A 20,408-nucleotide genomic window follows, 5' to 3' on the forward strand; every position below is an offset into this window, starting at 1 on the left:
AAAATCATGCACTGTTTTTCATACAAGTTAAATTATTCAATAAAATCAGAATGATGAATAAAAGTGGAAAAAACCTGGAATTAACGCTTGGCTATTGGTATTTTATTGGTATTCTATTTTCGGAGGGCAATGAGTGTGACATATCTCCTGGGAATTGATGGTGGTGGAACAGGCTGCAGGGCAGCCGTGGCCGATATGACAGGCCATGTTCTGGGCATCGGCAAAAGCGGTTCGGCCAACATCATGACCGACATGGAAAACGCGCGCCTGAATATTCTCGGCGCGACAAAAGCAGCCTTTGCCGAAGCCGGGATCGACGCCGCAATGATTCCCGCGACCGCGGCGGTTCTTGGGCTCGCTGGCGCCATGGTCGGCGGCAATGGCGAGAAGCTGCGGACGACCCTGCCCTTTCAGCATTCCCTGGTGACATCCGATGGCACGATCGCCCTGCAGGGTGCGCTCGGCGACAATGACGGAACCGTGGTCATCATCGGCACAGGCACCCTGTTCGTCACACGCGAAGGCGATGACATCCGGTTTGCCGGCGGCTGGGGCTTCAAGGTGGGTGATCTTGGCGGCGGTGCGCGAATCGGCCGCGATCTCCTGGAAGAGGCCCTGCTGGCCCATGACCGGTTTCACCCTTCGTCCCCCCTGACTGAGGCCGTCCTCCAACGCTTTGAAAACAATCCTCACCGGATCGTCGAGTTTGCCCACGCGGCACGCCCCAGCGATTTCGGTACGCTTACGCCGCTGGTTTTTGAGTATGCTGCCCGCAACGATGCCGTGGCGCTGGCGATTGTGAACAGGGCGGCGGCACAGATCGAAGAGGGGCTCGATGCCATCATGCCATCCGCGCAGGAACGCCTGTCATTGATCGGCGGACTGGGGCCATTGTTCGAACAGCGTCTTTCGCCCCCGTATCGGGCAAAGCTGCAAAAGCCGCTGCATGACGCGCTGACGGGCGCGGTGCAACTGGCGGTGAAAAACTTCGCGCCGGCGCGCAAGGAGGCCGTGCATGGCTGACGGGTTGATCGATATCCTGCCTTCCCTGAACGACGGTTCCGCCAGCGGCGGCCCGCTCTACGTCAAGCTGCAGCGGCTGATTGAAACGGCTGTCCGCGACGGCATGCTGCAGCCGGGCGATGCCTTGCCGCCCGAACGGGAACTTGCCACCATTGCCGATATTTCGCGTGTCACCGTGCGCAAGGCGGTTCAGGGACTGGTCAACACCGGCCTGCTCGTGCAGCGGCATGGCTCCGGCACCTTTGTCGCGCCCCGTTCGGAACGGGTCGAGCAATCGCTGTCGCATCTGACCTCGTTCACCGAGGACATGGCGCGGCGCGGCATGATCGTGCGTTCCACATGGCTCGATCGCGGCATCTACCCGCCCTCGCCGGAAGAAATGGTCACGCTCGGCCTGTCCTCGGGCGAGAAGGTTGCCCGCATCAGCCGTTTGCGCGTTGCCAATGACACGCCCATGGCGATTGAACGCGCCGCCCTGTCCATTCAGGTGCTGCCCAATCCGGAACTGGTCACGCTGTCGCTCTATGCGGTACTGGCGGAGGGCGGCAATCGCCCGGCCCGCGCCATTCAGCGCATTTCGGCGGCAATCCTCAAGGAGGCCGATGCCAAATTGCTCGAGGTGCCCGCGGGTTCCGCCAGCCTCAACATCGAGCGCATATCCTATCTCGAATCGGGAAAAGTGATCGAATTTACCCGGTCGATCTATCGGGCGGATGCCTATGAATTTGTCGCGGAGCTGAAGCTCGGCGACTCCTCGGAAATTTCAGGAGCAGTACTTTGACCACCAACGGAACTCTCATGCGCGAAGAAATTCGCTCCATCCCCGATGTAACCGCGCGTTTTCTCGATGCTTCCCGCGATACGCTGGCCAATGCCGGAGCAAGACTGCGCGAGAAGAACCCGCCCTTCCTGGCCTCCATTGCCCGCGGTTCATCGGACCATGTGACCGCCTATCTGAAATACGCGACGGAACTGACCGCAGGCATTCCCGTCGCCTCGCTCGGACCGTCCGTCGCCTCGATCTATGGCATCACCCTGAAACTCGAGAGCGCCGCAACGCTCTCCATTTCCCAGTCCGGCAAGAGCCCCGACATTGTCAGCATGACCAAGGCGGCACGCGAGAGCGGCGCGCTAACGCTCGCCATCACCAATGAAATCAATTCCGATCTCGCCTATGCCAGCGATCTCGCCATCGATATCCTGGCGGGACAGGAACGCAGCGTCGCCGCCACCAAGACCTTTGTCAGCTCGGCGGTCGCCGGGCTCGCCATGATCGGCCATTGGACGCAGAACAAGGAACTGCTTGCCGCCATCGATGAACTGCCCAAGGCCCTTGCCGCCGCCATCCGCTGCGACTGGTCGCCGTTCGGCGCCGCCATGAAGGGCGAAAACTCGCTTTTCGTGCTTGGACGCGGACCATCCCTTGCCATTGCCAACGAAGTGGCACTGAAATTCAAGGAAACCAGCGCCATGCACGCGGAATCCTACAGCGCCGCCGAAGTCATGCACGGACCAAAGGCCATCGTCGGCAAGGATTTCCCCGTATTGGTGCTTGCAGCGCGCGATGCGGCCGAGGATTCAATCGTGCAGGCTGCCGATCGCCTTGCCGAACAGGAAGCCGCCGTCTTCCTGACCTCGGCGAAGCCGTCGAAAGCCACCGCATTGCCGTTCATCGCGACGTCGCACCCATTGACGGACCCGCTCACTCTGCTGGTATCATTCTATGCTTTCGTGGAAGATTTCGCCCGCAGCCGCGGATTGAATCCGGACGAGCCACCGCATTTGAGAAAAGTGACTGAAACAATATGAGCACTGTCTATGCACTGACCGGCGCCGACATTTTTGACGGCGAAACCTGGCATGCCGGTTCGGCAATTCTCGTCGATGCGGGCACCATCACCGGTATCGTTGCCCAGGCGGACATCCCTGCGGATGTTCGCCGGGTCGCGCTCAACGGCGGCAAGCTTGTGCCCGGTTTCATCGACGTGCAGGTGAATGGCGGCGGCGGCGTTCTTCTGAACGACGGCCCGAGCGTCGAGGCGATCAGGACCATCTGCCAGGCGCATTTCGCCTTCGGCACGACGGCCCTCCTGCCAACCCTGATCACCGACACCCCCGCCATCACCAATGCGGCGATTGCCGCCGGCAAGGCGGCGGCGCTGGAAAAAGTCACCGGATTTATCGGCCTGCATCTCGAAGGGCCGCACCTTTCCGTCTCGCACAAGGGCACGCACGATCCCGCGCTCATCCGCCCGATGGAGGACAGCGATCTCGTGGCGATCGTGGAAGCCGTGCAGGCACTGCCGGTACTGCTCACCACCGTCGCCCCGGAGACCGTTCCCGTCGACAAGATCAAGGCCATGGTCGATGCGGGCGTCATCGTCAGCATCGGCCACAGCGGCGCAACTTATGAAACGGCGGTCGCGGCCAAGGATGCCGGCGCGTCCATGGCAACCCATCTTTTCAATGCCATGAGCCAGCTCGGGAACCGCAGCCCCGGCGTTGTCGGCGCCATCCTTGAAACCGGCGAACTGTCGGCGGGGCTGATTGCCGACGGTTTCCACGTCAGCAAGGCCTCGATGGCGATTGCCCTGCGTGCCAAGCAGGGTCCGGCCAGGATTTTTCTCGTGACCGACGCCATGTCGACCATCGGCACGGATATCACCACCTTCACGCTGAACGGACGGACGATCCGCCGGCATGACGGCCGCCTGACGCTCGAAGACGGCACGCTGGCGGGAGCCGATCTCGACATGATTTCGGCAGTCCGCTTCGTCCATCGCGAGCTTGGGCTGGACCTGGAGGAAGCCCTGCGGATGGCCTCGCTCTATCCCGCCGAGAGCATCCGGGTCGATCATCGCTACGGGCGCATCGGCACCGGATATGTCGCCAATATCGTGCACCTCGATGATGCGCTTGACGTCGATCACGTCTGGATCGACGGCGATCTGCATTACGCCCGAAACCCGAGTTGACGACTTTCTCCGATTGTCCATACTGCCATCCCTAGTGGAACGAATTTGACATTCGGACCACCGGACAATCGGAGAAATAAAATGGCTGGGGATGCGCTTGTCGTCATCGATGTGCAGAACGATTTTTGCCCGGGCGGTACACTGGCCGTGGATGGCGGAAGCGAAATCGTCCCGATCATCAACAAACTGATCATCCGGTTCGATCACGTCATCCTGACGCAGGACTGGCACCCGGCCGGCCATTCGAGCTTCGCTTTCTCCCATCCCGGCAAGGCGCCCTTCGACACGGTGAAAATGCCCTACGGCGACCAGACGCTGTGGCCGGACCATTGCATTCAGGGCACACCGGGCGCCGATTTCCATGCGGATCTGCAGTGGACCAAGGCCGAACTGATCATCCGCAAGGGCTTCCGTCCCCACATCGACAGCTACTCGGCGTTTTTCGAGAACGACCGCAAGACCCCGACCGGCCTTGCCGGCTACCTGCGCGAGCGCGGCATCACCAATGTGACCTTTGTCGGGCTGGCGACAGACTATTGCGTCGCCTACTCCGCGCTGGATGCGGTGGCGCACGGTTTTACCGCCGATGTGCTGCTCGATGCCTGCCGCGCCATCGACATGGGCGGGTCACTGGCCGCCATGGTCGCGAATATGCGCAAGGCCGGCGTCACCCTCATCTGACCGGCGCAAAAGTGAACAGCTGAGCATTTTTTCCACAGGCGTTAACCCAGACATTCGACCAAAGTCATAAAACTGTTGTTTCTCTGTCACATAATGAGGATAGTGCCCATAAGCGCATCCAATAAGCGTGTTCCTAACGACGCCTCATTATGGGAGACATACATGACATTTCGCGGCACTTCGCTCAGCCTTGCGCTCGGACTTATCCTCGCATCGTCCACTTCATCCTTTGCCGTCACCGAAATCAGCTGGTGGCACGCCATGACCGGTGCCAACAACGAGGTTGTTGAAACCCTGTCGAAGGAATTCAACGAAAGCCAGAGCGACTACAAGGTCGTTCCAGTGTTCAAAGGCACCTATCCGGAAACGTTGAACGCCGGCATTGCCGCGTTCCGTGCCAAGCAGGCCCCGCATATCATGCAGGTATTCGACGCCGGAACCGGCGTCATGATGGGCGCCGAGGGCGCCATCAAGCCGGTGGCCGACATTCTCTCGATGGGCGGCGCAAAGTTCGACAAGAGCCTCTATCTGCCGGGCATCGTTGCCTATTATTCCAAGCCGGACGGCACGATGCTGTCCTTCCCCTACAACAGCTCCTCGCCAATCCTTTACTACAACAAGGATATCTTCAAGAAGGCCGGGCTGGATGAAAACAACCCGCCAAAAACCTGGCCGGAAGTCTGGGAAGCCGCCAAGAAGATCAAGACCAGCGGCGCAGCCAAATGCGGCTATACCTCGACATGGCTGACATGGATCCACACGGAAAACTTTGCCGCCTGGAACAATGTCTCCTACGGCACCAATGAAAACGGCATTGCCGGAACCGATGTCGAACTGAAGATCAACGCGCCGATCTATGTCAAACACTTCCAGGAACTGGCTGACCTCGCCAAGGATGGCACCTTCCGTTACGGCGGGCGCACATCCGAAGCCAAGCCGCTGTTCCTGTCGGGCGAATGCGGCATCTTCACCGAATCCTCCGGCGGCCTGGGCGATGTGGTCAAATCGGGCATGAACTACGGCACCGGCCAGCTTCCCTATGACCCCGATGCCAAGGGTGCACCGCAGAACACGACACCGGGCGGCGCCAGCCTCTGGGTGTTCGCCGGCAAGTCCGACGCGGAATACAAGGGCGTTGCCGCCTTCTTCACTTTCCTGTCGCGCACCGACATCCAGGCCCGCCTGCACCAGGTATCCGGCTATCTGCCGGTGACCCTTGCCGCCTATGAGGACACCAAGAAGTCCGGTTTCTACGACAAGAACCCTGCCCGCGAAATTCCGATCAAGCAGATGATGGGCAAGGCGCCGACGGAAAACTCCAAGGGCGTCCGCCTGCCGAACCTGCCGCAGGTGCGTGATATCGAGAACGAAGAGTTCGAGAACATGCTCTCCGGCAAGCAGACCGCCCAGCAGGCGCTCGACAATGCCGTCAAGCGCGGCAATGCAGCCATCAAACAGGCGAACGGCCAGTAAGAGCCGGTTCATGAACGCCCCGTCCGCATGTCTTGCGGACGGGGCTCTTTTCAAGAGGGGCAATCATGGCATCGTCAACGCGTGTCACTTTTCCGAACAAGGTCCTGCCATATCTGCTGCTGGCGCCGCAGCTTGCCATCACGATTGTCTTTTTCTACTGGCCCGCGTCCCAGGCCATCCGCCAGTCGGTGCTGCGCGAGGATCCGTTCGGCCTGTCGACCCAGTTCGTCGGCCTAGGCAATTTCAAGCGCATCCTGAGTGACCCCAACTACCTGAACTCGCTGCAGGTCACGGTCATCTTCTCCATCGCCACGGCAGTCATTGCCATGGGCTTCGCGCTGCTGTTCGCCGTCATGGCCGACAAGGTCATCCGCGGCAAAGGTGTCTACCGCACCCTGATGATCTGGCCCTACGCCGTGGCCCCGGCCATTGCCGGCATGCTCTGGCTGTTCCTGTTTAACCCCTCGATGGGCACATTCGCCTATATGATCCGCTCCGCCGGCTACAATTGGGACCCGCTGCTCAACAGCAACCAGGCCATGCTGCTGGTGGTTGCCGCCGCCGCGTGGAAGCAGATCAGCTACAATTTCCTGTTCTTCGTTGCCGGGCTGCAGTCCATTCCCAAATCGCTGATCGAAGCCGCTGCCATTGACGGCGCCGGCGAAACCAAGCGCTTCTGGACCATCGTTTTCCCGCTGCTTGCCCCGACGACGTTCTTCCTGCTGGTCGTCAACACCGTCTACGCCTTCTTCGACACGTTCGGCATCATTCATGCCGTCACCGGCGGCGGCCCCGGCAAGGCCACGGAAACATTGGTCTACAAGGTTTACAATGACGGCTTCGTCAACCTGATCCTTGGCGACTCCGCGGCACAATCGGTGATCCTGATGGTCATCGTCATCGGCCTGACGGCGATCCAGTTCCGTTATGTCGAGCGCAAAGTGCATTACGGCTGAGGAACGCAGAGATGATCCAGAACAATCCCATCGGCCGTCTCGTCGCCCACATCATCCTGATTGTCGGCATCCTGATCGTGGCGTTCCCGATCTACTACGCTTTCATCGCGTCAACCCAGTCGCTGCAGGATATCATGCGGCCGCCGCTATCCCTGCTGCCCGGCGGACATTTCTGGGAAAACTACACGACGGCGCTTTTCGGCGGCATCGGCCGCATCGGCGGCGTGAGCGTCGGCCGCCTGCTCATCAACAGCACAATCATGGCGCTGGCGATTGCCGTCGGCAAAATCATCATTTCGATCCTGTCGGCCTATGCCATCGTCTTCTTCCGCTTTCCCGGCCGCATGGTCTTCTTCTGGCTGATCTTCATCACCCTGATGCTGCCGGTCGAAGTCCGCATCCTGCCGACCTACAAGGTCATGGTCGATCTCGGCCTCATCGATACCTATACGGGCCTGACGGTTCCCCTCATGGCATCGGCAACGGCAACCCTCCTGTTCCGGCAGTTCTTCATGACCATACCGGGCGAGCTGGTGGAAGCGGCACGCGTCGACGGCGCAGGCCCATGGCGCTTCTTCAAGGACATCCTGCTGCCCCTGTCCAAAACCAACATCGCAGCGCTGTTCGTCATCCTCTTTATCTACGGCTGGACCCAGTATCTCTGGCCGCTGCTGATGACGAACCGCAATGACATGACGACCATCGTCATCGGTCTGCGCAAAATGATTTCCTTCGCCGATGCCGACACCGAATGGCATCTGGTGATGGTGACCTGCATTCTGGCCATCCTCCCCCCGATCCTCGTTGTTGTGCTGATGCAACGCTGGTTCGTGCGCGGTCTGGTCGAAACGGAGAAATGATCCCATATGGCAAGTGTTGAACTCACCAATGTCCGCAAGGTCTATGCCGGCGGCGTCGAGGCGGTCAAAGGCGTCGACATAGACATCAAGGACGGCGCCTTGTGCGTGCTTGTCGGCCCGTCGGGCTGCGGAAAATCGACCCTCCTGCGCATGATCGCGGGGCTGGAATCCATTACCGACGGCACGGTCAAGATCGACGACAAGGTTGTCAACGATCTCGGTCCCGCCGAACGCGACATCGCCATGGTCTTCCAGAACTATGCGCTCTATCCGCACATGAAGGTCTACGACAACATGGCCTACGGCCTGCGCAACCGCGGCATGCCGAAGGACCAGATCGACAAGCGTGTGCGTGAAGCAGCGGCAACGCTGGAGCTGGCGCATCTGCTCGAACGCCGCCCGCGCGAGCTTTCAGGCGGTCAGCGGCAGCGCGTCGCCATGGGCCGCGCCATTGTGCGCAACCCGAAAGTGTTCCTCTTCGACGAGCCGCTGTCCAACCTTGACGCCAAGCTGCGCGGCCAGATGCGGGTGGAAATCAAGAACCTGCAGCGCCAGCTCGGCGTGACCAGCGTTTATGTCACCCACGACCAGCTGGAGGCCATGACGCTCGCCGATATTCTCGTGGTGATGAATGCCGGTGCGGTTGAACAGATCGGCGCGCCGCTGGATATCTACGAAAAGCCCGCCAGCACATTCGTCGCCAGCTTCATCGGCGCACCGCCGATGAACCTCATTCCGGTGACCGCCGGCGAATCCGGCCTGATCCTGAGGGACGGCACGCGGATCGGCGCCGAGGGGCTTGCCGTATCCGACAAGGATGCGGTGATCGGGTTCCGTCCGGAAGATCTGGAGGTTGCCACCGGCACGGAAAACCACATTGGCGGCCTGCTGCTCGACCTGAAAGTGCTCGGTGTCGAGCCGGTCGGCGCGGAAAGCTATGTCTATGGCATCATTGGGGGTGAGCGGGTTGTCGTGCGGGTTGCCGGCCGCTCCGTGTCACAGCCTGACGATCATCTCAGGGTGATCATCCCCAAGGAAAAGCTGCATCTTTTCGGCGGCAACGGCAAGCGCATCTGAAGACATTAAAGCAAACCACTCCCCTCCACCCATCGGCGAAGGGGAGTGAAAGTGTCGATTACCAGGCTGGAACAGCCGCACCCTTGTACTTGTCGAGGATGAACTGCTTGACCGGATCGGAATGGTAGGATTCGATCAGCGTCTTGACCCAGGGCTTGTCCTTGTCGGCCTTGCGCACGGCGATCAGGTTGACGTAGGGCGCCTTTTCACCTTCCTTCAGGATCGGGTCCTTCATCGGATCAAGACCGGCTTCAAGCGCGTAATTGGTGTTGATGGCAGCGGCATCCACATCGTCGATGGAACGCGGCAGCTGGGCAGCATCCAGTTCGACGAACTTGAAGTTCTTCTTGTTCTCGGTGATATCGGCGAGCGTCACCTTGAGGCCTGAACCCTCCTTCAGCTTGATCACGCCCTTGTCGGCAAGGATCAGCAGCGCGCGGCCGCCATTGGTCGGATCGTTCGGAATGGCAATCGTCGCGCCATCGGCCAGTGCATCGAAGCTCTTCACCTTCTTCGAATAGACGCCCATCGGGAAATTCACTGTGTTGGCGACATCAACGAGATCGAACTTGCGGTCGGCAATCTGGTTGTCGAGATAAGGCTTGTGCTGGAACGAGTTGGCATCAAGCTCGCCGTCGTTCAGCGCCTGGTTCGGCACGACATAGTCGGAAAATTCGAAGATCTCGATGTCGAGGCCCTTCGGCTTGGCGATTTCCTTGACCTTCTCCATGATCTGCGCGTGTTCGCCCGGCGTCACGCCGATCTTGATCGTTTCGGCCAGAGCGCCCGTCGCGCTGAGCATTGCCGCCACCGCAGCGGTGACGAGGATTTTCTTCAACATTGTACTCTCCTGTTTTAACGTAAACGCGTTTTCAGCGGGGGCGGATGCGCTTGTCGAACCGCCGTGCCAGCCGGTCACCGGCACTCTGCACAAGCTGAACCAGCACGATCAGCACCAGAACCACGATGGCCATCACATCCGGCATGAAGCGCTGATAGCCGTAGCGAATGCCGAGATCGCCGAGCCCGCCGCCGCCGACGGCACCGACCATGGCGGAATAACCGATCAGGCTGACGATGGTGAGTGTCAGGGCCGATGTGATGCCGGGACGCGCTTCGGCCAGCAGAACCTTGAACACGATCTGGGCGGGACTGGCACCCATCGCACGGGCAGCCTCGGTCAGCCCCGGATCGACCTCGCGGATTGCCGATTCAACCAGCCGCGCGATGAAGGGAATGGTGGCGATGGTCAGCGGCACGATCGCGGCGGTGGTTCCGATGGAGGTTCCGGCAATCATGCGGGTGAAGGGAATGATGGCGACAACCAGAATGATGAAGGGCGTCGAACGAGCCGCATTGACGACAAGCCCGAGCACCTTGTTGACCGAAGGCGCGGCAAAAAGCTCGCCGCGGCCGCTGGTCGCCAGAAAAACGCCGAGCGGAATGCCGAACAAGGAGCCGATCAGGCCCGCCACGGCGACCATGTACAGCGTCTGGCCCGTGGATTTCACCAGCAGTGCAAAAATATCAGCGGACATAGCCGACAACCTCCGATGACAGGCCGTGATCGGCAAGAAAGCTTCGGGCTTGGACTATCTTTGCCTCATCGGCGAGCAGGGAAACAACCAGCATGCCGAAGGGGCGCCCGGCAATCTCGTCGACCGCACCGGCCATGATATTGACCTCGATACCGAGATCGCTGCCGAGCCGCGCCAGCATGGGCTCCGTCGCATTCTCGCCCTTGAAGATGATGCGCAGGATCGTCCGCAAGCCCGGCTCCGGCTTCTCGACCATCTGCCGCGTCAAAAACTCCGGCAGATGCAGCCCTGCCAATCCACCCAGCAGCGACCGGGTCGTCGCATGGGTATGACCGGTGAACACATCGAAAGTCGGGCCCTGTTCGACGATGCGTCCGCCATCGATAACCGCCACGTGATCGGCAATGGTCTTGATCACTTCCATCTCGTGGGTGATCAGCAGCACCGTGAGGCCAAGCTCCTTGTTGATGGTCTTGAGCAGGGCAAGAATCGACCGGGTTGTTTCAGGATCAAGTGCCGATGTCGCTTCGTCCGAGAGGAGCAGTTTTGGTTCCGTTGCCAGAGCCCGCGCGATGCCGATGCGCTGCTTCTGCCCGCCGGACAGTTCGGAGGGATAGCGATTGCGCTTGTCCGACAGCCCCACCAGATCGAGCAGTGGTGTCACCCGCTTTTCGATGGTCTGTCTGTCGACACCGGCGATTTCGAGCGGCAGGGCGATATTGTCGAAAGCCGTGCGCGACGAAAGCAGATTGAAATGCTGGAAGATCATGCCGATGGAGCGGCGCAGGTCGCGCAGCCTCTTTTCATCAAGCTCGGCAATATTCACCCCGTCGACAACGACGCGGCCGCTTGTCGGCTTTTCCAGCCCGTTGACCAGGCGGATCAGGGTGGACTTGCCCGCGCCGGAACGGCCGATAATGCCGGTGACGGAGCCGCGCGGGACAATCAGATCGACACCGTCGAGCGCCGTCACTTCCGCACTGGTACGTCCTGCCGCAAAGCGCTTGGAAACGTCTTCAAACGCCACCATCGGATCAGCCGCCGCGGTCAATCCATCACCCGCAGCCGTTCCCGCCGCTTCTCCCGTCTTCCGTGTTACAACCGTCATCATCATTTGCGCTGCCTGTGCAGCCGCCCTGTTGTCTGTTTGCGACCGTCTATACCGATCCGGTCGACTTTTCGATAGGGCTTACGGGCAAGCATGAACATTTTCGATGCTGGAAATCGTGGGTTCATCGGCCGGCGGCCGGAACTATGCGTCAAGATCACGCCAGGCGCATTCGACCATAGTTGAAAATTTCCATTCAAAACAACCGCTTACCTCAGATGATTCAACTCTGCATTTCTAGCGATGCTTTGTGAAAACGGGCAATGGATTGAACAGGCGTTTTACACGCGATCCATTTGACGGCGAAGCAGCAAGCACCGATCCAGCCGGTGTATCGGGGAGATGGGCCTCCCCGACCACGGCAATGGCCTTGCTCTCAAAACTGGAGGTGATCTATGCGGACATTGCCGTTTAGTATCACACTAGTCGTGAAACGAACCCGGACCGGCTGGACGCTGATAGTCCGGATTCAATTCTCGAACTAGACCATGAGAGGCGGGTGAAAGCCCGCCTCTCACTCCAGAACCTTACAACATTTGATCGATGTTTCCAACCAACCAGAGGTTTCAAGCGGCGAGTGCAAGTTTCGATGCGTTCAGGCCGCACTCCAGATCATTGGGAAATTCCGATCTACGGACCAATGGCCAGAACCATTTTTCGGAGAGAACGCGAGGATCATTCAACAATAGTTCTAAATATCCATCAAAAACAACCGCTTACCTCAAATGATTCAACTGTGAATTTCTAGCGGCGCTCAGTGAAAACGGGCAATGGATTGAACAGGCGTTTTACATGCGATCCATTTGAGGGCGAAGCAGACACACCGAGCCAGCCGGTGCATCGGGAAGACGGGCCTCCCGACCACAGCAATGGCCTTGCTCTCAAAACTGGAGGTGATCTATGCGGAATTTGCCGTTTAGCATCACGCTAGAGGTGAAAAGAACCCGGACCGGCTGGCAGCTGGTGATCCGGGTTCGATTTACACACTAGAAACGAGGGACGGGTGAAAACCCGTTCCTCACTCCAGAACTCTACAACATCCGTCCCACGATTCCAACCAACCCTGGGTTTCAAGCGGCGAGTGCAAGTTTCGATGCGTTCAGGCCGCGTTCCAAATCGCCAAGAATATCATCAATATGTTCGATGCCGACCGAGAGCCGGATATACCCTTCCGAAACGCCGCTCGCCCGCTGTTCTTCCGGCGAGAGCTGGGAATGCGTGGTCGTTGCCGGATGGATGGCGAGGCTGCGGACATCGCCGATGTTGGCCACGTGATAGAAGAGTTCGAGCGCTTCGATAAATTTGCGCCCTGCCTGCAGGCCACCCTTGAGCTCGAAGCCGACCAGCCCCCCAAAACTGCCAGAGAGATACTTCTCCGCCCGCTCGCGATCGAGACCGCTCTGCTGCGATGGATGGATGACCTTGGCGATCTCCGGCCGCTTGGCCAGGAACTCGGCGACCTTCTGTGCATTCTCGACGTGGCGTTGCAGACGCAGCGACAGCGTCTCGATGCCTTGGATGGTCTGGAACGCATTGAAGGGGGACAGCGCCGCGCCAAGGTCGCGCAAAAGCGTGACCCGCGCCTTGATGATATAGGCGACGGGTCCGATGGGTTTGACCGCCTCCGTCCAGACTGCGCCGTGATAGCTTGGATCGGGTGTGTTCAGCGCTGGCTGCCGCTCCGGGAATTTCTCCCAGTCGAACTGGCCGCCATCGACAATGATGCCGCCAATGGAAGTGCCGTGCCCGCCAAGATATTTGGTGGTGGAGTAGACGACAATGGCGGCGCCGTGCTGCAGGGGCCGCGCGATCAACGGCGCTGCCGTATTGTCGACGATCAGCGGAATGCCATATTCGCGCCCGATGGCGGCGACTTCGGCAATCGGAAATACAGTGAGTTTCGGATTGGGCAGTGTTTCTGCGTAATAAGCACGGGTTCGCTCATCCGTAGCCCGGCGAAACGCTTCGGGGTCGCGGGGATCGACAAAGCGCACCTCGATACCCTGATCCTTCAGCGTATTGGCAAACAGGTTCCATGTGCCGCCATAGAGATCGGTGGAACTGACGATATTGTCACCGGCCCGCGCAAGGTTCTGGATGGCAAGGGCTGACGCCGCCTGCCCCGAAGAAACCGCGAGCGCAGCAATACCGCCGTCGAGCGCGGCAACACGCTTCTCCAGGACATCGGTGGTCGGGTTGCCGATACGCGTATAAATATTGCCGAGTTCCTTCAACGCGAAGAGATTGGCTGCGTGCTCCGTGTCACGGAACTGGTACGAGGTCGTCTGGTAGATCGGTACGGCCACGGCGCCGGTTGCGGGATCCGCCCGCCAGCCGGCATGCAGGGCGATGGTCTCGGGATGCAAATGGACTGCCATGGTTTTCGTCCTCGTGTTGGTGCGGAATGATCACCCGAAACACTAGGAGAAGTTGCAATGGGGGAACACGCAGGCCGTTGCTTATTTGGGCGCGTTCGGGAAATCCCATACTAAAAGCGGGGCGCAACGCCCCACTTTATGCCAATCGCGCATCCGCGAAACCGGGTATGGAGAATTCCATTCCCGGCTCCATGCTATCTACCCGTAGGGCTCAAGCAGCCCGATAACGTTCCAGCCAATGGGCGTAGGGTGAAGGCAGAACCCAGGCCGCCTTCTCGACGCCCAGTTCCTTGGCGGCGCGGAACGGCCAGTGCGGATCAGTCAGCAGCGGACGTGCCAGCATGACAAGATCGACCTTTTCATCACGGATAAGACCGTCGGCTTCCTGCGGCGTGCTGATGTACCAGGATGTCGAGGCTGGCAGGCCGGTTTCGCGGCGGACACGCTCCGCAACGGACCCAAGGAATGCCGGGCCCCACGGAATATTGGTCTTGCCCAGCGAGAAGCCCATGCTGACATCGATGAAGTCGAGGCCATTGGCCTTCAGCTGTTTGACAAGTTCTATGGCTTCGCTGAGGGTTTTCTCGTCCTGCCCGTCATACTCGATGACGCCGAGACGCGCTGTCAGCGGCAGGTTTTCCGGCCAGACGGCCCGCACGGCCTGCACCGTTTCGATGAGGAAGCGGCTGCGGTTCTCAAAACTGCCGCCATAGTCGTCGGTACGCGTGTTGGAATGCTCGGACAGAAAACTCTGCGCGAGATAGCCATGGGCAAAATGCAGTTCGAGCCATTCGAAGCCGACGGAAAGCGCCCGTTTGGCGCTGTCGACGAATGCCTGCTTCACCTGCTGGATATCGGCCTTGGTCATTGCGCGCGGAACCTTCGACAGCCCGCCGCCATAGGCAATGGCCGAAGGGGCAATCGTTTCCCAGCCGCGCGGATCGTCGTCCGCAATATGGTCATCGCCTTCCCACGGCCGGTTCGCGCTGGCCTTGCGCCCCGCATGGCCAATCTGGATGCCGGGAACGGCGCCCGCATCCTTGATGGTCTGAACCGCCGGTGCGAATGCCTTCGCCTGTTCATCATTCCACAACCCCGCGCAACCCGGCGTGATCCGGCCTTCCGGCGACACGGCGGTTGCCTCGACAATCACCAATCCGGAACCGCCACGCGCCAATCCGCCGAGATGAACGTGATGCCAGTCATTGATCACGCCGTCATTTGCCGAATACTGGCACATGGGGGAAACGGCGATTCGGTTGCGCAATGTCACATCCTTCAAGGTGAAGGGGTCGAAAAGAGAAGCCATATGTTTACTCCAAGGTGGGGTGCTGCAGACATTCGGGTCCGCTTATATTTCCATAGTTCGATATTATTCGAACAATAGCAATACACAAAATTTTGTGCTAGGATATGTGCATGAGAGAATATCGCCATCCCCAGATCACCGAAGTGCAGCTCGAATCCGTGCTTTATGCGCTGAGCGACCCCATCCGCCTGTCGATTGTCCGGCAGTTGGCCCGCGAAGGTGAGGCAACCTGCGCCGCGCTTGAGAACGGACGCCCGAAATCCAGCGTGTCACATCATTTCCGCGTGCTGCGGGAGGCCGGGATCATCAAGACCCGCAACGACGGCACCTCGCGGATCAACGAATTGCGCGACAATGAACTGGCCGAGATTTTTCCAGGCCTGCTGCCGGCAATTCTCGCTGTCCGGGGCTAGGGTCCGGACCCTAGAACAACGCGGCAAGGCGGACCGCTTGAATGATCCGCCGCGCAGGCGGTGAAAGCGCCCGCCTTATACATGGACACGACTTTGATTTTTACATGAATTTAATACTACAAGACATCGATATTCTCTTTTATATTTGAATATTCATATTCAATTCGCATTGCCAGCGGAGAAATTATAAAACTTCTTACAAATAATCTCATATTACTCAGGCATAAACCATACAACCATAAAGACATTGGTAACTATTATAAAAAATGGTAAGCAAATTAACCAATGCCGAACGTAATAAAAATAGCATAGGGAAATATGAACTCGCCTTTCTGAGGTCCGTGAGTGCAACTGTCGAATTTCCATACGCCTGACGCTATCCGTTCCATGTTCGGCATGCGGGGAACGATAAATCCTGCCGTCAAGCGGCGGGTCTACGCTGAACAGATGGATGTGGCGCTGCGACTGGCGCCCTTTACCGTCATCGTGGCCATGAGCGTCGTGTTCGTGGTGGCGTTTGTCTTCTGGGATCAGGGACATAGCCTGTATCTGGGCAGTCTGGCCACCATCGTCACCGTCATGACCGCCGCGTCGCTGTTTGCCTGCTGGCAATGGTACAAGGTGCCAAAGGTCAAGGAACTTGGCTTCGCCGGCATCAAATACCTGATCATCATATCCGCATGTTACGGCCTGTGCCTGGCCAGCATCCCGCTCATGCTTTTTCTGGAAGCCGACGCCTACCACAGGCTGCTGATCGCCTGCACGGCGGCCGGTCTCATGGCGACCGGCATCGGCGTGGCCGTGGTTCCGTTGGCCGCCATTGCCTTTTCAGGCGCGATCATCACCGGCTCGTTCTTTGCCCTCGCCTCAACCGGCGAGGATTTCTTTCTTTTCATTGCGATCTTGCTGGCCATCTATGCGCTGTTCATTCTGTTCACCATCGTGCACATGAGCAACCTGATCGTCATGCGCACGCTCGACCAGATCAAGGTCGAACAGCAGAAGGAGGTTATCAGCCTGCTTCTCTATGATTTCGAAGAGAATGCCAGCGACTGGATCTGGGAAACCGACGCCGACCTGAAACTCCAGCACACCTCGCCGCGCCTGGCACAGATCGCCGAGAAAACCACCAAGCAATTGCAGGGCATGCCCTTCGCGCAACTGTTCAAGGTCGACCAGTCACATGCCGAAGAGGCGGTGAAAGTGGGGTCGATCTGGCAGGCCATCGAAAACCGCACGACCTTCCGCAACCATATATTGCCGATCAATATAAAGGGCGAAACCCGCTGGTGGTCACTGACCGGCAAGGCCATCTTTGACAATGCCGGGCAGTTCTGCGGTTATCGCGGGGTTGGTTCCGACGTGACAGCGGCAAAGCAGTCGGAAGACAAGCTGTCCTATCTCGCCCGCTACGACGTGCTCACCGATCTGCCGAACAGAACCCTGTTCACCGATCAACTCGCCGAAGCAACCAAGGAACTGGAAACCGGCCTTGCCGGCTTTGCCGTGTTCTGCATCGACCTCGACGAATTCAAGACCGTCAATGACAGCTTCGGCCACGGCATCGGCGACCAGTTGCTGAAGCAGGTCGCCGAGCGTTTGCGCGGCACATCCCCTGCCCGCTACATCGTGGCGCGTCTGTCCGGCGACGAGTTTGCCATCCTGGCCCCTGGCGCCGGCCAGCCCGAAGCGACGGCACTGGCGGAAGATCTCGTGCGGCGCATCTCACAGCCATTCTGGATCGATGGCATCCAGATCAACATCCATATCAGCATCGGCATCGCGCTTGCCCCCATGGACAGCGTCAGCGACATCATGCGCTGCGCCGACCTTGCGCTGTACCGCACCAAGAACGAGGGCCGGAACAGCTATCGCTTCTACGAAGTCGAAATGGATGCGCGGATCGAGGCCAAGCGCGCCCTGGCGATGGATTTGCGCGGCGCTTTGGCACGGCAGGAGTTCATCCTGCATTTCCAGCCGATCGTGTCGGCCATCACGCTCAAGACCGTCGGGTTTGAAACGCTCCTGCGCTGGAAGCATCCGGTGCACGGGTATATTTCTCCGGCCATCTTCATTCCGATTGCGGAAGAGACCGGCAATATCATCCCCCTCGGCGAATGGATCATCCAGGAGGCTTGCAAGACGGCGGTGTCCTGGCCCGACGACATCCATGTGGCGATCAATATTTCCGCGATCCAGTTCCGTCATTCGGATCTCGCCTCCATCGTTCGCGATGCGCTGACAACCAACAAACTGAAGCCCAACCGCCTGGAACTCGAAATCACCGAATCCGTGTTCCTCGAAGCCAATGTCGCGGCGATTTCCCTGCTGCGGCAGTTCCGGGCAATGGGTGTAAGCATAGCACTTGACGATTTCGGCACCGGCTATTCCAGCCTGAGCTATCTGCGCAAGATGCCGTTCGACAAGATCAAGATCGATCAGTCCTTTGTGCGCGACCTCCCGCACAACAGGGGAAGCCTTGCCATTATCCGTGCGGTGATGGGCCTCGGCGCGAGCATGGGCATGAAGATCACCGCGGAAGGCGTTGAAACCCGTGAACAGCTGGCCTGCCTGCAAAAGGAAGGCTGTGATCAGGTGCAGGGCTTCCTGTTCAGCCCGGCGGAACCGTTTGACAAGACAGCCGACCTCATGTCCTTCGACCGCGACCGCTACGAAGTCGCTAGCTGAGACGCGTTCTCAAACCCGATGAAGAGAGGAAGCAGCCAAGCGGCTCACGCCTGCCGCTTCGTCTTGTCCTGAACAGTTGGACGATAGCTGGGTGACAGCCGCGAATCCTTTGGCCAGTAGGCCAGGAAGCCCTTGATGACTTCGCCGGGAATATCGAGCGGATTGTACTGATCCCTGTCCACGAACATCAGGGACTGTTCGCCATGGCCGAGCAGGCCTTGCGCTGCGCTGTGGATTTCGTGCTGCAGCGTGACGAATTTGCGGTTGTGCCGGGCGATCTTGATGCGAACGCTGATCTGCTCGAACTCTTTCGATTCCCGCCGGTAATCATGGGTGAAGGAACGTGTGAGGATGTAGAACCGCGTGGTCGCCAGATCGAAATCCGGCATGCAGACATTGAAGAACAATTCGCGCGCCTTGCCGACCCAGCGCACGTAATTGGCGAAGTAGACGTTCCCGACCGAATTGGTGTCGTCATAGGTCGGAGTGAGATGCATGACGAACCACTCGCCATCGAAACCATGCGACTGCGATATTTCCTCGCCGCCAGACGTGTTTGTCAGCGGGGCAGTGCTCATCATCCGAATGGGCTGGTCGACGATTTCAACCGGGATCGCCTTCGAGCGGGGTCCCACCAGTTCGATGATGACCGGCAAAGCGCCGATCAAGCCGATGAACGGCGACAGGAACAGGAAGCCGGGTACCGGCTGGATGTAGCCGAGAACGAAGATCAGCGACGATCCGCAGCCGATCAGGAAGCTCAGCACCGGATCGAATTTCGGTTTCGCGCCCAATGCCTCGCAAACCAGATTGGCGGACGCACTGACGAACAGCGTGGCGAAAGGCATCATGAAATACATGAGCGAAAAGTTTGCCGGCACGGCGGCATAGGCAACCCAGGTCGCGCCGATCAGCAGCCACAGCGGCGACGAGGCAATGCCATCGGGAATAAGCGCCAGCAGCGGACTGTTGCTGCGCATGTTCTTGCCGCGCAGATACCAGTTCGTCGCGCAATAAAAACTGTCGACCGTCGATGTGAGCGCCGCAATCGTCCAGATCGCAAAGGCAATCGCCAGGTAGGGCGCACCATTTTCCGCGGCCAGGACAACCGCTGCGGAAACCGACCCTTGCGCGCTCGGCAGGCCGTCAATGGAAATGATGCTGCCGATGGGGCCGACCGTCGACGCGATGGAAGCATTGAGCAGGAGAAAACCGAAGAACAGCAAGGCACCGGCGCCATAGGCGATCCCGACCGACCCGCCCTCGCGCTTGATATAGACCGCCCGCTGCCAATGCTGGATATCGAGCCACGGGCCGAGCAGGAAGCCGATCACGGTCGGCATGACAAGGCCGTAAAAGCGTGCATCGAACTGCTGGAGCGGGACACCGGGATAGTCCGACGTCTGCCGCAGGCCGGAAAGCAGCACGAGCCCTGCGGCAACGCCGATCACCGTATAGAGGATATGCAGCTTCTTGATCTGCTCCAGTGAAAGCGCATGGCCGATGGCACAGGAAGCCAGAAGCAGGAAAGCAACGCCTATTGTTGCGCCCTCGCCCACAATCGGCTGCCACAAATAGGCAACGAAGCCGAAAACAGTCACCACGAGCGCCGCCATCTGGAACAGCAGAAAGACGCCGACATAGCGGTTTTCGATGTCCTTCATGATCTGGTCCGGCGTCCGCTTGCTGCGGCCGAGAATGAAGCCGAACAACCAGAGGCCGCCAACGTTCGAGATCGCGAAACCGAAGAAACCAAGCCAGCCATAGGTCAGGGTGACGTGGATGGAATAGAAAAAACCCAGACCCCACAGCCAGGATAGGCCAATTGTAGGCGCCCACATAAGATTTCGCACGAACGTCATGTCTATCCAGCTTTACGAGAGTCGGTGATCGACAACACCAACTTTAATCCACGTTATTCGCTGTAAT

General features: G+C 59.1%; 17 protein-coding genes. 11 read left to right on the forward strand and 6 right to left on the reverse strand.

Annotation, left to right across the window (positions count from 1 at the left end; genetic code table 11):
- Positions 1 to 129 precede the first annotated feature (129 nt).
- The 9 genes from ACZ5FP_RS16140 to ACZ5FP_RS16180 all read left to right on the forward strand — a co-directional run bounded on the left by ACZ5FP_RS16140 (position 130) and on the right by ACZ5FP_RS16180 (position 9,045).
- Positions 130 to 1,023 (forward strand): glucosamine kinase nucleotide-binding domain-containing protein, encoded by an 894-nt coding sequence (locus ACZ5FP_RS16140; RefSeq protein WP_464661260.1) that lies wholly within the window; start codon positions 130 to 132, stop codon positions 1,021 to 1,023.
- Positions 1,016 to 1,804, forward strand: coding sequence for a GntR family transcriptional regulator (locus ACZ5FP_RS16145; RefSeq protein WP_223612690.1), 789 nt, complete (start codon positions 1,016 to 1,018; stop codon positions 1,802 to 1,804). The genes ACZ5FP_RS16140 and ACZ5FP_RS16145 overlap by 8 nt, the downstream gene beginning before the upstream one ends.
- 17 nt (positions 1,805 to 1,821) lie before the next feature.
- Positions 1,822 to 2,832 (forward strand): SIS domain-containing protein, encoded by a 1,011-nt coding sequence (locus ACZ5FP_RS16150; RefSeq protein WP_223612689.1) that lies wholly within the window; start codon positions 1,822 to 1,824, stop codon positions 2,830 to 2,832.
- Positions 2,829 to 3,998 (forward strand): N-acetylglucosamine-6-phosphate deacetylase, encoded by a 1,170-nt coding sequence (gene nagA / locus ACZ5FP_RS16155; protein ID WP_464661261.1) that lies wholly within the window; start codon positions 2,829 to 2,831, stop codon positions 3,996 to 3,998. Before ACZ5FP_RS16150 ends, nagA begins: the two co-directional genes overlap by 4 nt.
- An 81-nt stretch (positions 3,999 to 4,079) precedes the next feature.
- Positions 4,080 to 4,679, forward strand: coding sequence for a bifunctional nicotinamidase/pyrazinamidase (gene pncA, locus ACZ5FP_RS16160; protein WP_223612687.1), 600 nt, complete (start codon positions 4,080 to 4,082; stop codon positions 4,677 to 4,679).
- A gap of 162 nt (positions 4,680 to 4,841) precedes the next feature.
- A complete protein-coding gene (ugpB, locus tag ACZ5FP_RS16165; RefSeq protein WP_223612686.1) occupies positions 4,842 to 6,152 on the forward strand; it encodes a sn-glycerol-3-phosphate ABC transporter substrate-binding protein UgpB in 1,311 nt (436 codons plus the stop codon).
- A gap of 65 nt (positions 6,153 to 6,217) precedes the next feature.
- Positions 6,218 to 7,108, forward strand: coding sequence for a sn-glycerol-3-phosphate ABC transporter permease UgpA (ugpA, locus tag ACZ5FP_RS16170; protein ID WP_464661262.1), 891 nt, complete (start codon positions 6,218 to 6,220; stop codon positions 7,106 to 7,108).
- Positions 7,109 to 7,119: 11 nt separating this feature from the next.
- Positions 7,120 to 7,968: a sn-glycerol-3-phosphate ABC transporter permease UgpE gene (ugpE, locus tag ACZ5FP_RS16175; protein WP_346305246.1), complete on the forward strand. Its 849-nt coding sequence runs from the start codon at positions 7,120 to 7,122 to the stop codon at positions 7,966 to 7,968.
- 6 nt (positions 7,969 to 7,974) lie between these two features.
- Positions 7,975 to 9,045, forward strand: a complete 1,071-nt coding sequence (locus ACZ5FP_RS16180; protein ID WP_464661263.1) for a sn-glycerol-3-phosphate import ATP-binding protein UgpC — start codon at positions 7,975 to 7,977, stop codon at positions 9,043 to 9,045.
- Between the two features lie 58 nt (positions 9,046 to 9,103).
- Here ACZ5FP_RS16180 and ACZ5FP_RS16185 read toward each other — a convergent pair whose 3' ends face one another.
- The 5 genes from ACZ5FP_RS16185 to ACZ5FP_RS16205 all read right to left on the reverse strand — a co-directional run bounded on the left by ACZ5FP_RS16185 (position 9,104) and on the right by ACZ5FP_RS16205 (position 15,378).
- Positions 9,104 to 9,886, reverse strand: coding sequence for a MetQ/NlpA family ABC transporter substrate-binding protein (locus ACZ5FP_RS16185; protein ID WP_374042746.1), 783 nt, complete (start codon positions 9,884 to 9,886; stop codon positions 9,104 to 9,106).
- Positions 9,887 to 9,917: 31 nt separating this feature from the next.
- Entirely contained in the window at positions 9,918 to 10,583 is a 666-nt protein-coding gene (locus ACZ5FP_RS16190) for a methionine ABC transporter permease (RefSeq protein WP_403177125.1), read from the reverse strand.
- The gene (locus ACZ5FP_RS16195) at positions 10,573 to 11,613 is read right to left on the reverse strand and encodes a methionine ABC transporter ATP-binding protein (RefSeq protein WP_464663320.1); all 1,041 of its coding nucleotides are present in this window, start codon (positions 11,611 to 11,613) and stop codon (positions 10,573 to 10,575) included. The genes ACZ5FP_RS16190 and ACZ5FP_RS16195 overlap by 11 nt, the downstream gene beginning before the upstream one ends.
- A gap of 1,148 nt (positions 11,614 to 12,761) precedes the next feature.
- Positions 12,762 to 14,069: an O-acetylhomoserine aminocarboxypropyltransferase/cysteine synthase family protein gene (locus tag ACZ5FP_RS16200; protein WP_464661264.1), complete on the reverse strand. Its 1,308-nt coding sequence runs from the start codon at positions 14,067 to 14,069 to the stop codon at positions 12,762 to 12,764.
- 211 nt (positions 14,070 to 14,280) lie between these two features.
- Positions 14,281 to 15,378: an NADH:flavin oxidoreductase/NADH oxidase gene (locus ACZ5FP_RS16205; RefSeq protein WP_464661265.1), complete on the reverse strand. Its 1,098-nt coding sequence runs from the start codon at positions 15,376 to 15,378 to the stop codon at positions 14,281 to 14,283.
- 110 nt (positions 15,379 to 15,488) lie between these two features.
- On the opposite strand from ACZ5FP_RS16205, the gene ACZ5FP_RS16210 reads away from it, so the two are divergent.
- On the forward strand, positions 15,489 to 15,791 hold the full coding sequence (locus ACZ5FP_RS16210) for an ArsR/SmtB family transcription factor (protein ID WP_223612679.1): 303 nt from the start codon (positions 15,489 to 15,491) through the stop codon (positions 15,789 to 15,791).
- Between the two features lie 345 nt (positions 15,792 to 16,136).
- Complete coding sequence (locus tag ACZ5FP_RS16215) at positions 16,137 to 18,479, forward strand: putative bifunctional diguanylate cyclase/phosphodiesterase (protein ID WP_426136929.1); 2,343 nt, start codon at positions 16,137 to 16,139, stop codon at positions 18,477 to 18,479.
- A 44-nt stretch (positions 18,480 to 18,523) separates the two neighbouring features.
- Here ACZ5FP_RS16215 and ACZ5FP_RS16220 read toward each other — a convergent pair whose 3' ends face one another.
- Entirely contained in the window at positions 18,524 to 20,320 is a 1,797-nt protein-coding gene (locus ACZ5FP_RS16220) for an acyl-CoA thioesterase (RefSeq protein ID WP_403177145.1), read from the reverse strand.
- Positions 20,321 to 20,408: the final 88 nt, after the last annotated feature.

This window comes from Phyllobacterium sp. T2-21 (assembly GCF_055378485.1).

Bases quoted from the DNA above. Each gene is read 5' to 3' on its own strand.
- ACZ5FP_RS16200 (WP_464661264.1), bottom strand. From the start codon at position 14,069: ATGGCAGTCCATTTGCATCCCGAGACCATCGCCCTGCATGCCGGCTGG.
- ACZ5FP_RS16180 (WP_464661263.1), top strand. From the start codon at position 7,975: ATGGCAAGTGTTGAACTCACCAATGTCCGCAAGGTCTATGCCGGCGGC.
- ACZ5FP_RS16220 (WP_403177145.1), bottom strand. From the start codon at position 20,320: ATGTGGGCGCCTACAATTGGCCTATCCTGGCTGTGGGGTCTGGGTTTT.
- ugpA (WP_464661262.1), top strand. From the start codon at position 6,218: ATGGCATCGTCAACGCGTGTCACTTTTCCGAACAAGGTCCTGCCATAT.
- pncA (WP_223612687.1), top strand. From the start codon at position 4,080: ATGGCTGGGGATGCGCTTGTCGTCATCGATGTGCAGAACGATTTTTGC.
- ACZ5FP_RS16195 (WP_464663320.1), bottom strand. From the start codon at position 11,613: ATGGTGGCGTTTGAAGACGTTTCCAAGCGCTTTGCGGCAGGACGTACC.
- ACZ5FP_RS16150 (WP_223612689.1), top strand. From the start codon at position 1,822: ATGCGCGAAGAAATTCGCTCCATCCCCGATGTAACCGCGCGTTTTCTC.
- ACZ5FP_RS16190 (WP_403177125.1), bottom strand. From the start codon at position 10,583: ATGTCCGCTGATATTTTTGCACTGCTGGTGAAATCCACGGGCCAGACG.
- nagA (WP_464661261.1), top strand. From the start codon at position 2,829: ATGAGCACTGTCTATGCACTGACCGGCGCCGACATTTTTGACGGCGAA.
- ugpE (WP_346305246.1), top strand. From the start codon at position 7,120: ATGATCCAGAACAATCCCATCGGCCGTCTCGTCGCCCACATCATCCTG.
- ACZ5FP_RS16145 (WP_223612690.1), top strand. From the start codon at position 1,016: ATGGCTGACGGGTTGATCGATATCCTGCCTTCCCTGAACGACGGTTCC.
- ugpB (WP_223612686.1), top strand. From the start codon at position 4,842: ATGACATTTCGCGGCACTTCGCTCAGCCTTGCGCTCGGACTTATCCTC.
- ACZ5FP_RS16205 (WP_464661265.1), bottom strand. From the start codon at position 15,378: ATGGCTTCTCTTTTCGACCCCTTCACCTTGAAGGATGTGACATTGCGC.
- ACZ5FP_RS16140 (WP_464661260.1), top strand. From the start codon at position 130: ATGAGTGTGACATATCTCCTGGGAATTGATGGTGGTGGAACAGGCTGC.
- ACZ5FP_RS16210 (WP_223612679.1), top strand. From the start codon at position 15,489: ATGAGAGAATATCGCCATCCCCAGATCACCGAAGTGCAGCTCGAATCC.
- ACZ5FP_RS16185 (WP_374042746.1), bottom strand. From the start codon at position 9,886: ATGTTGAAGAAAATCCTCGTCACCGCTGCGGTGGCGGCAATGCTCAGC.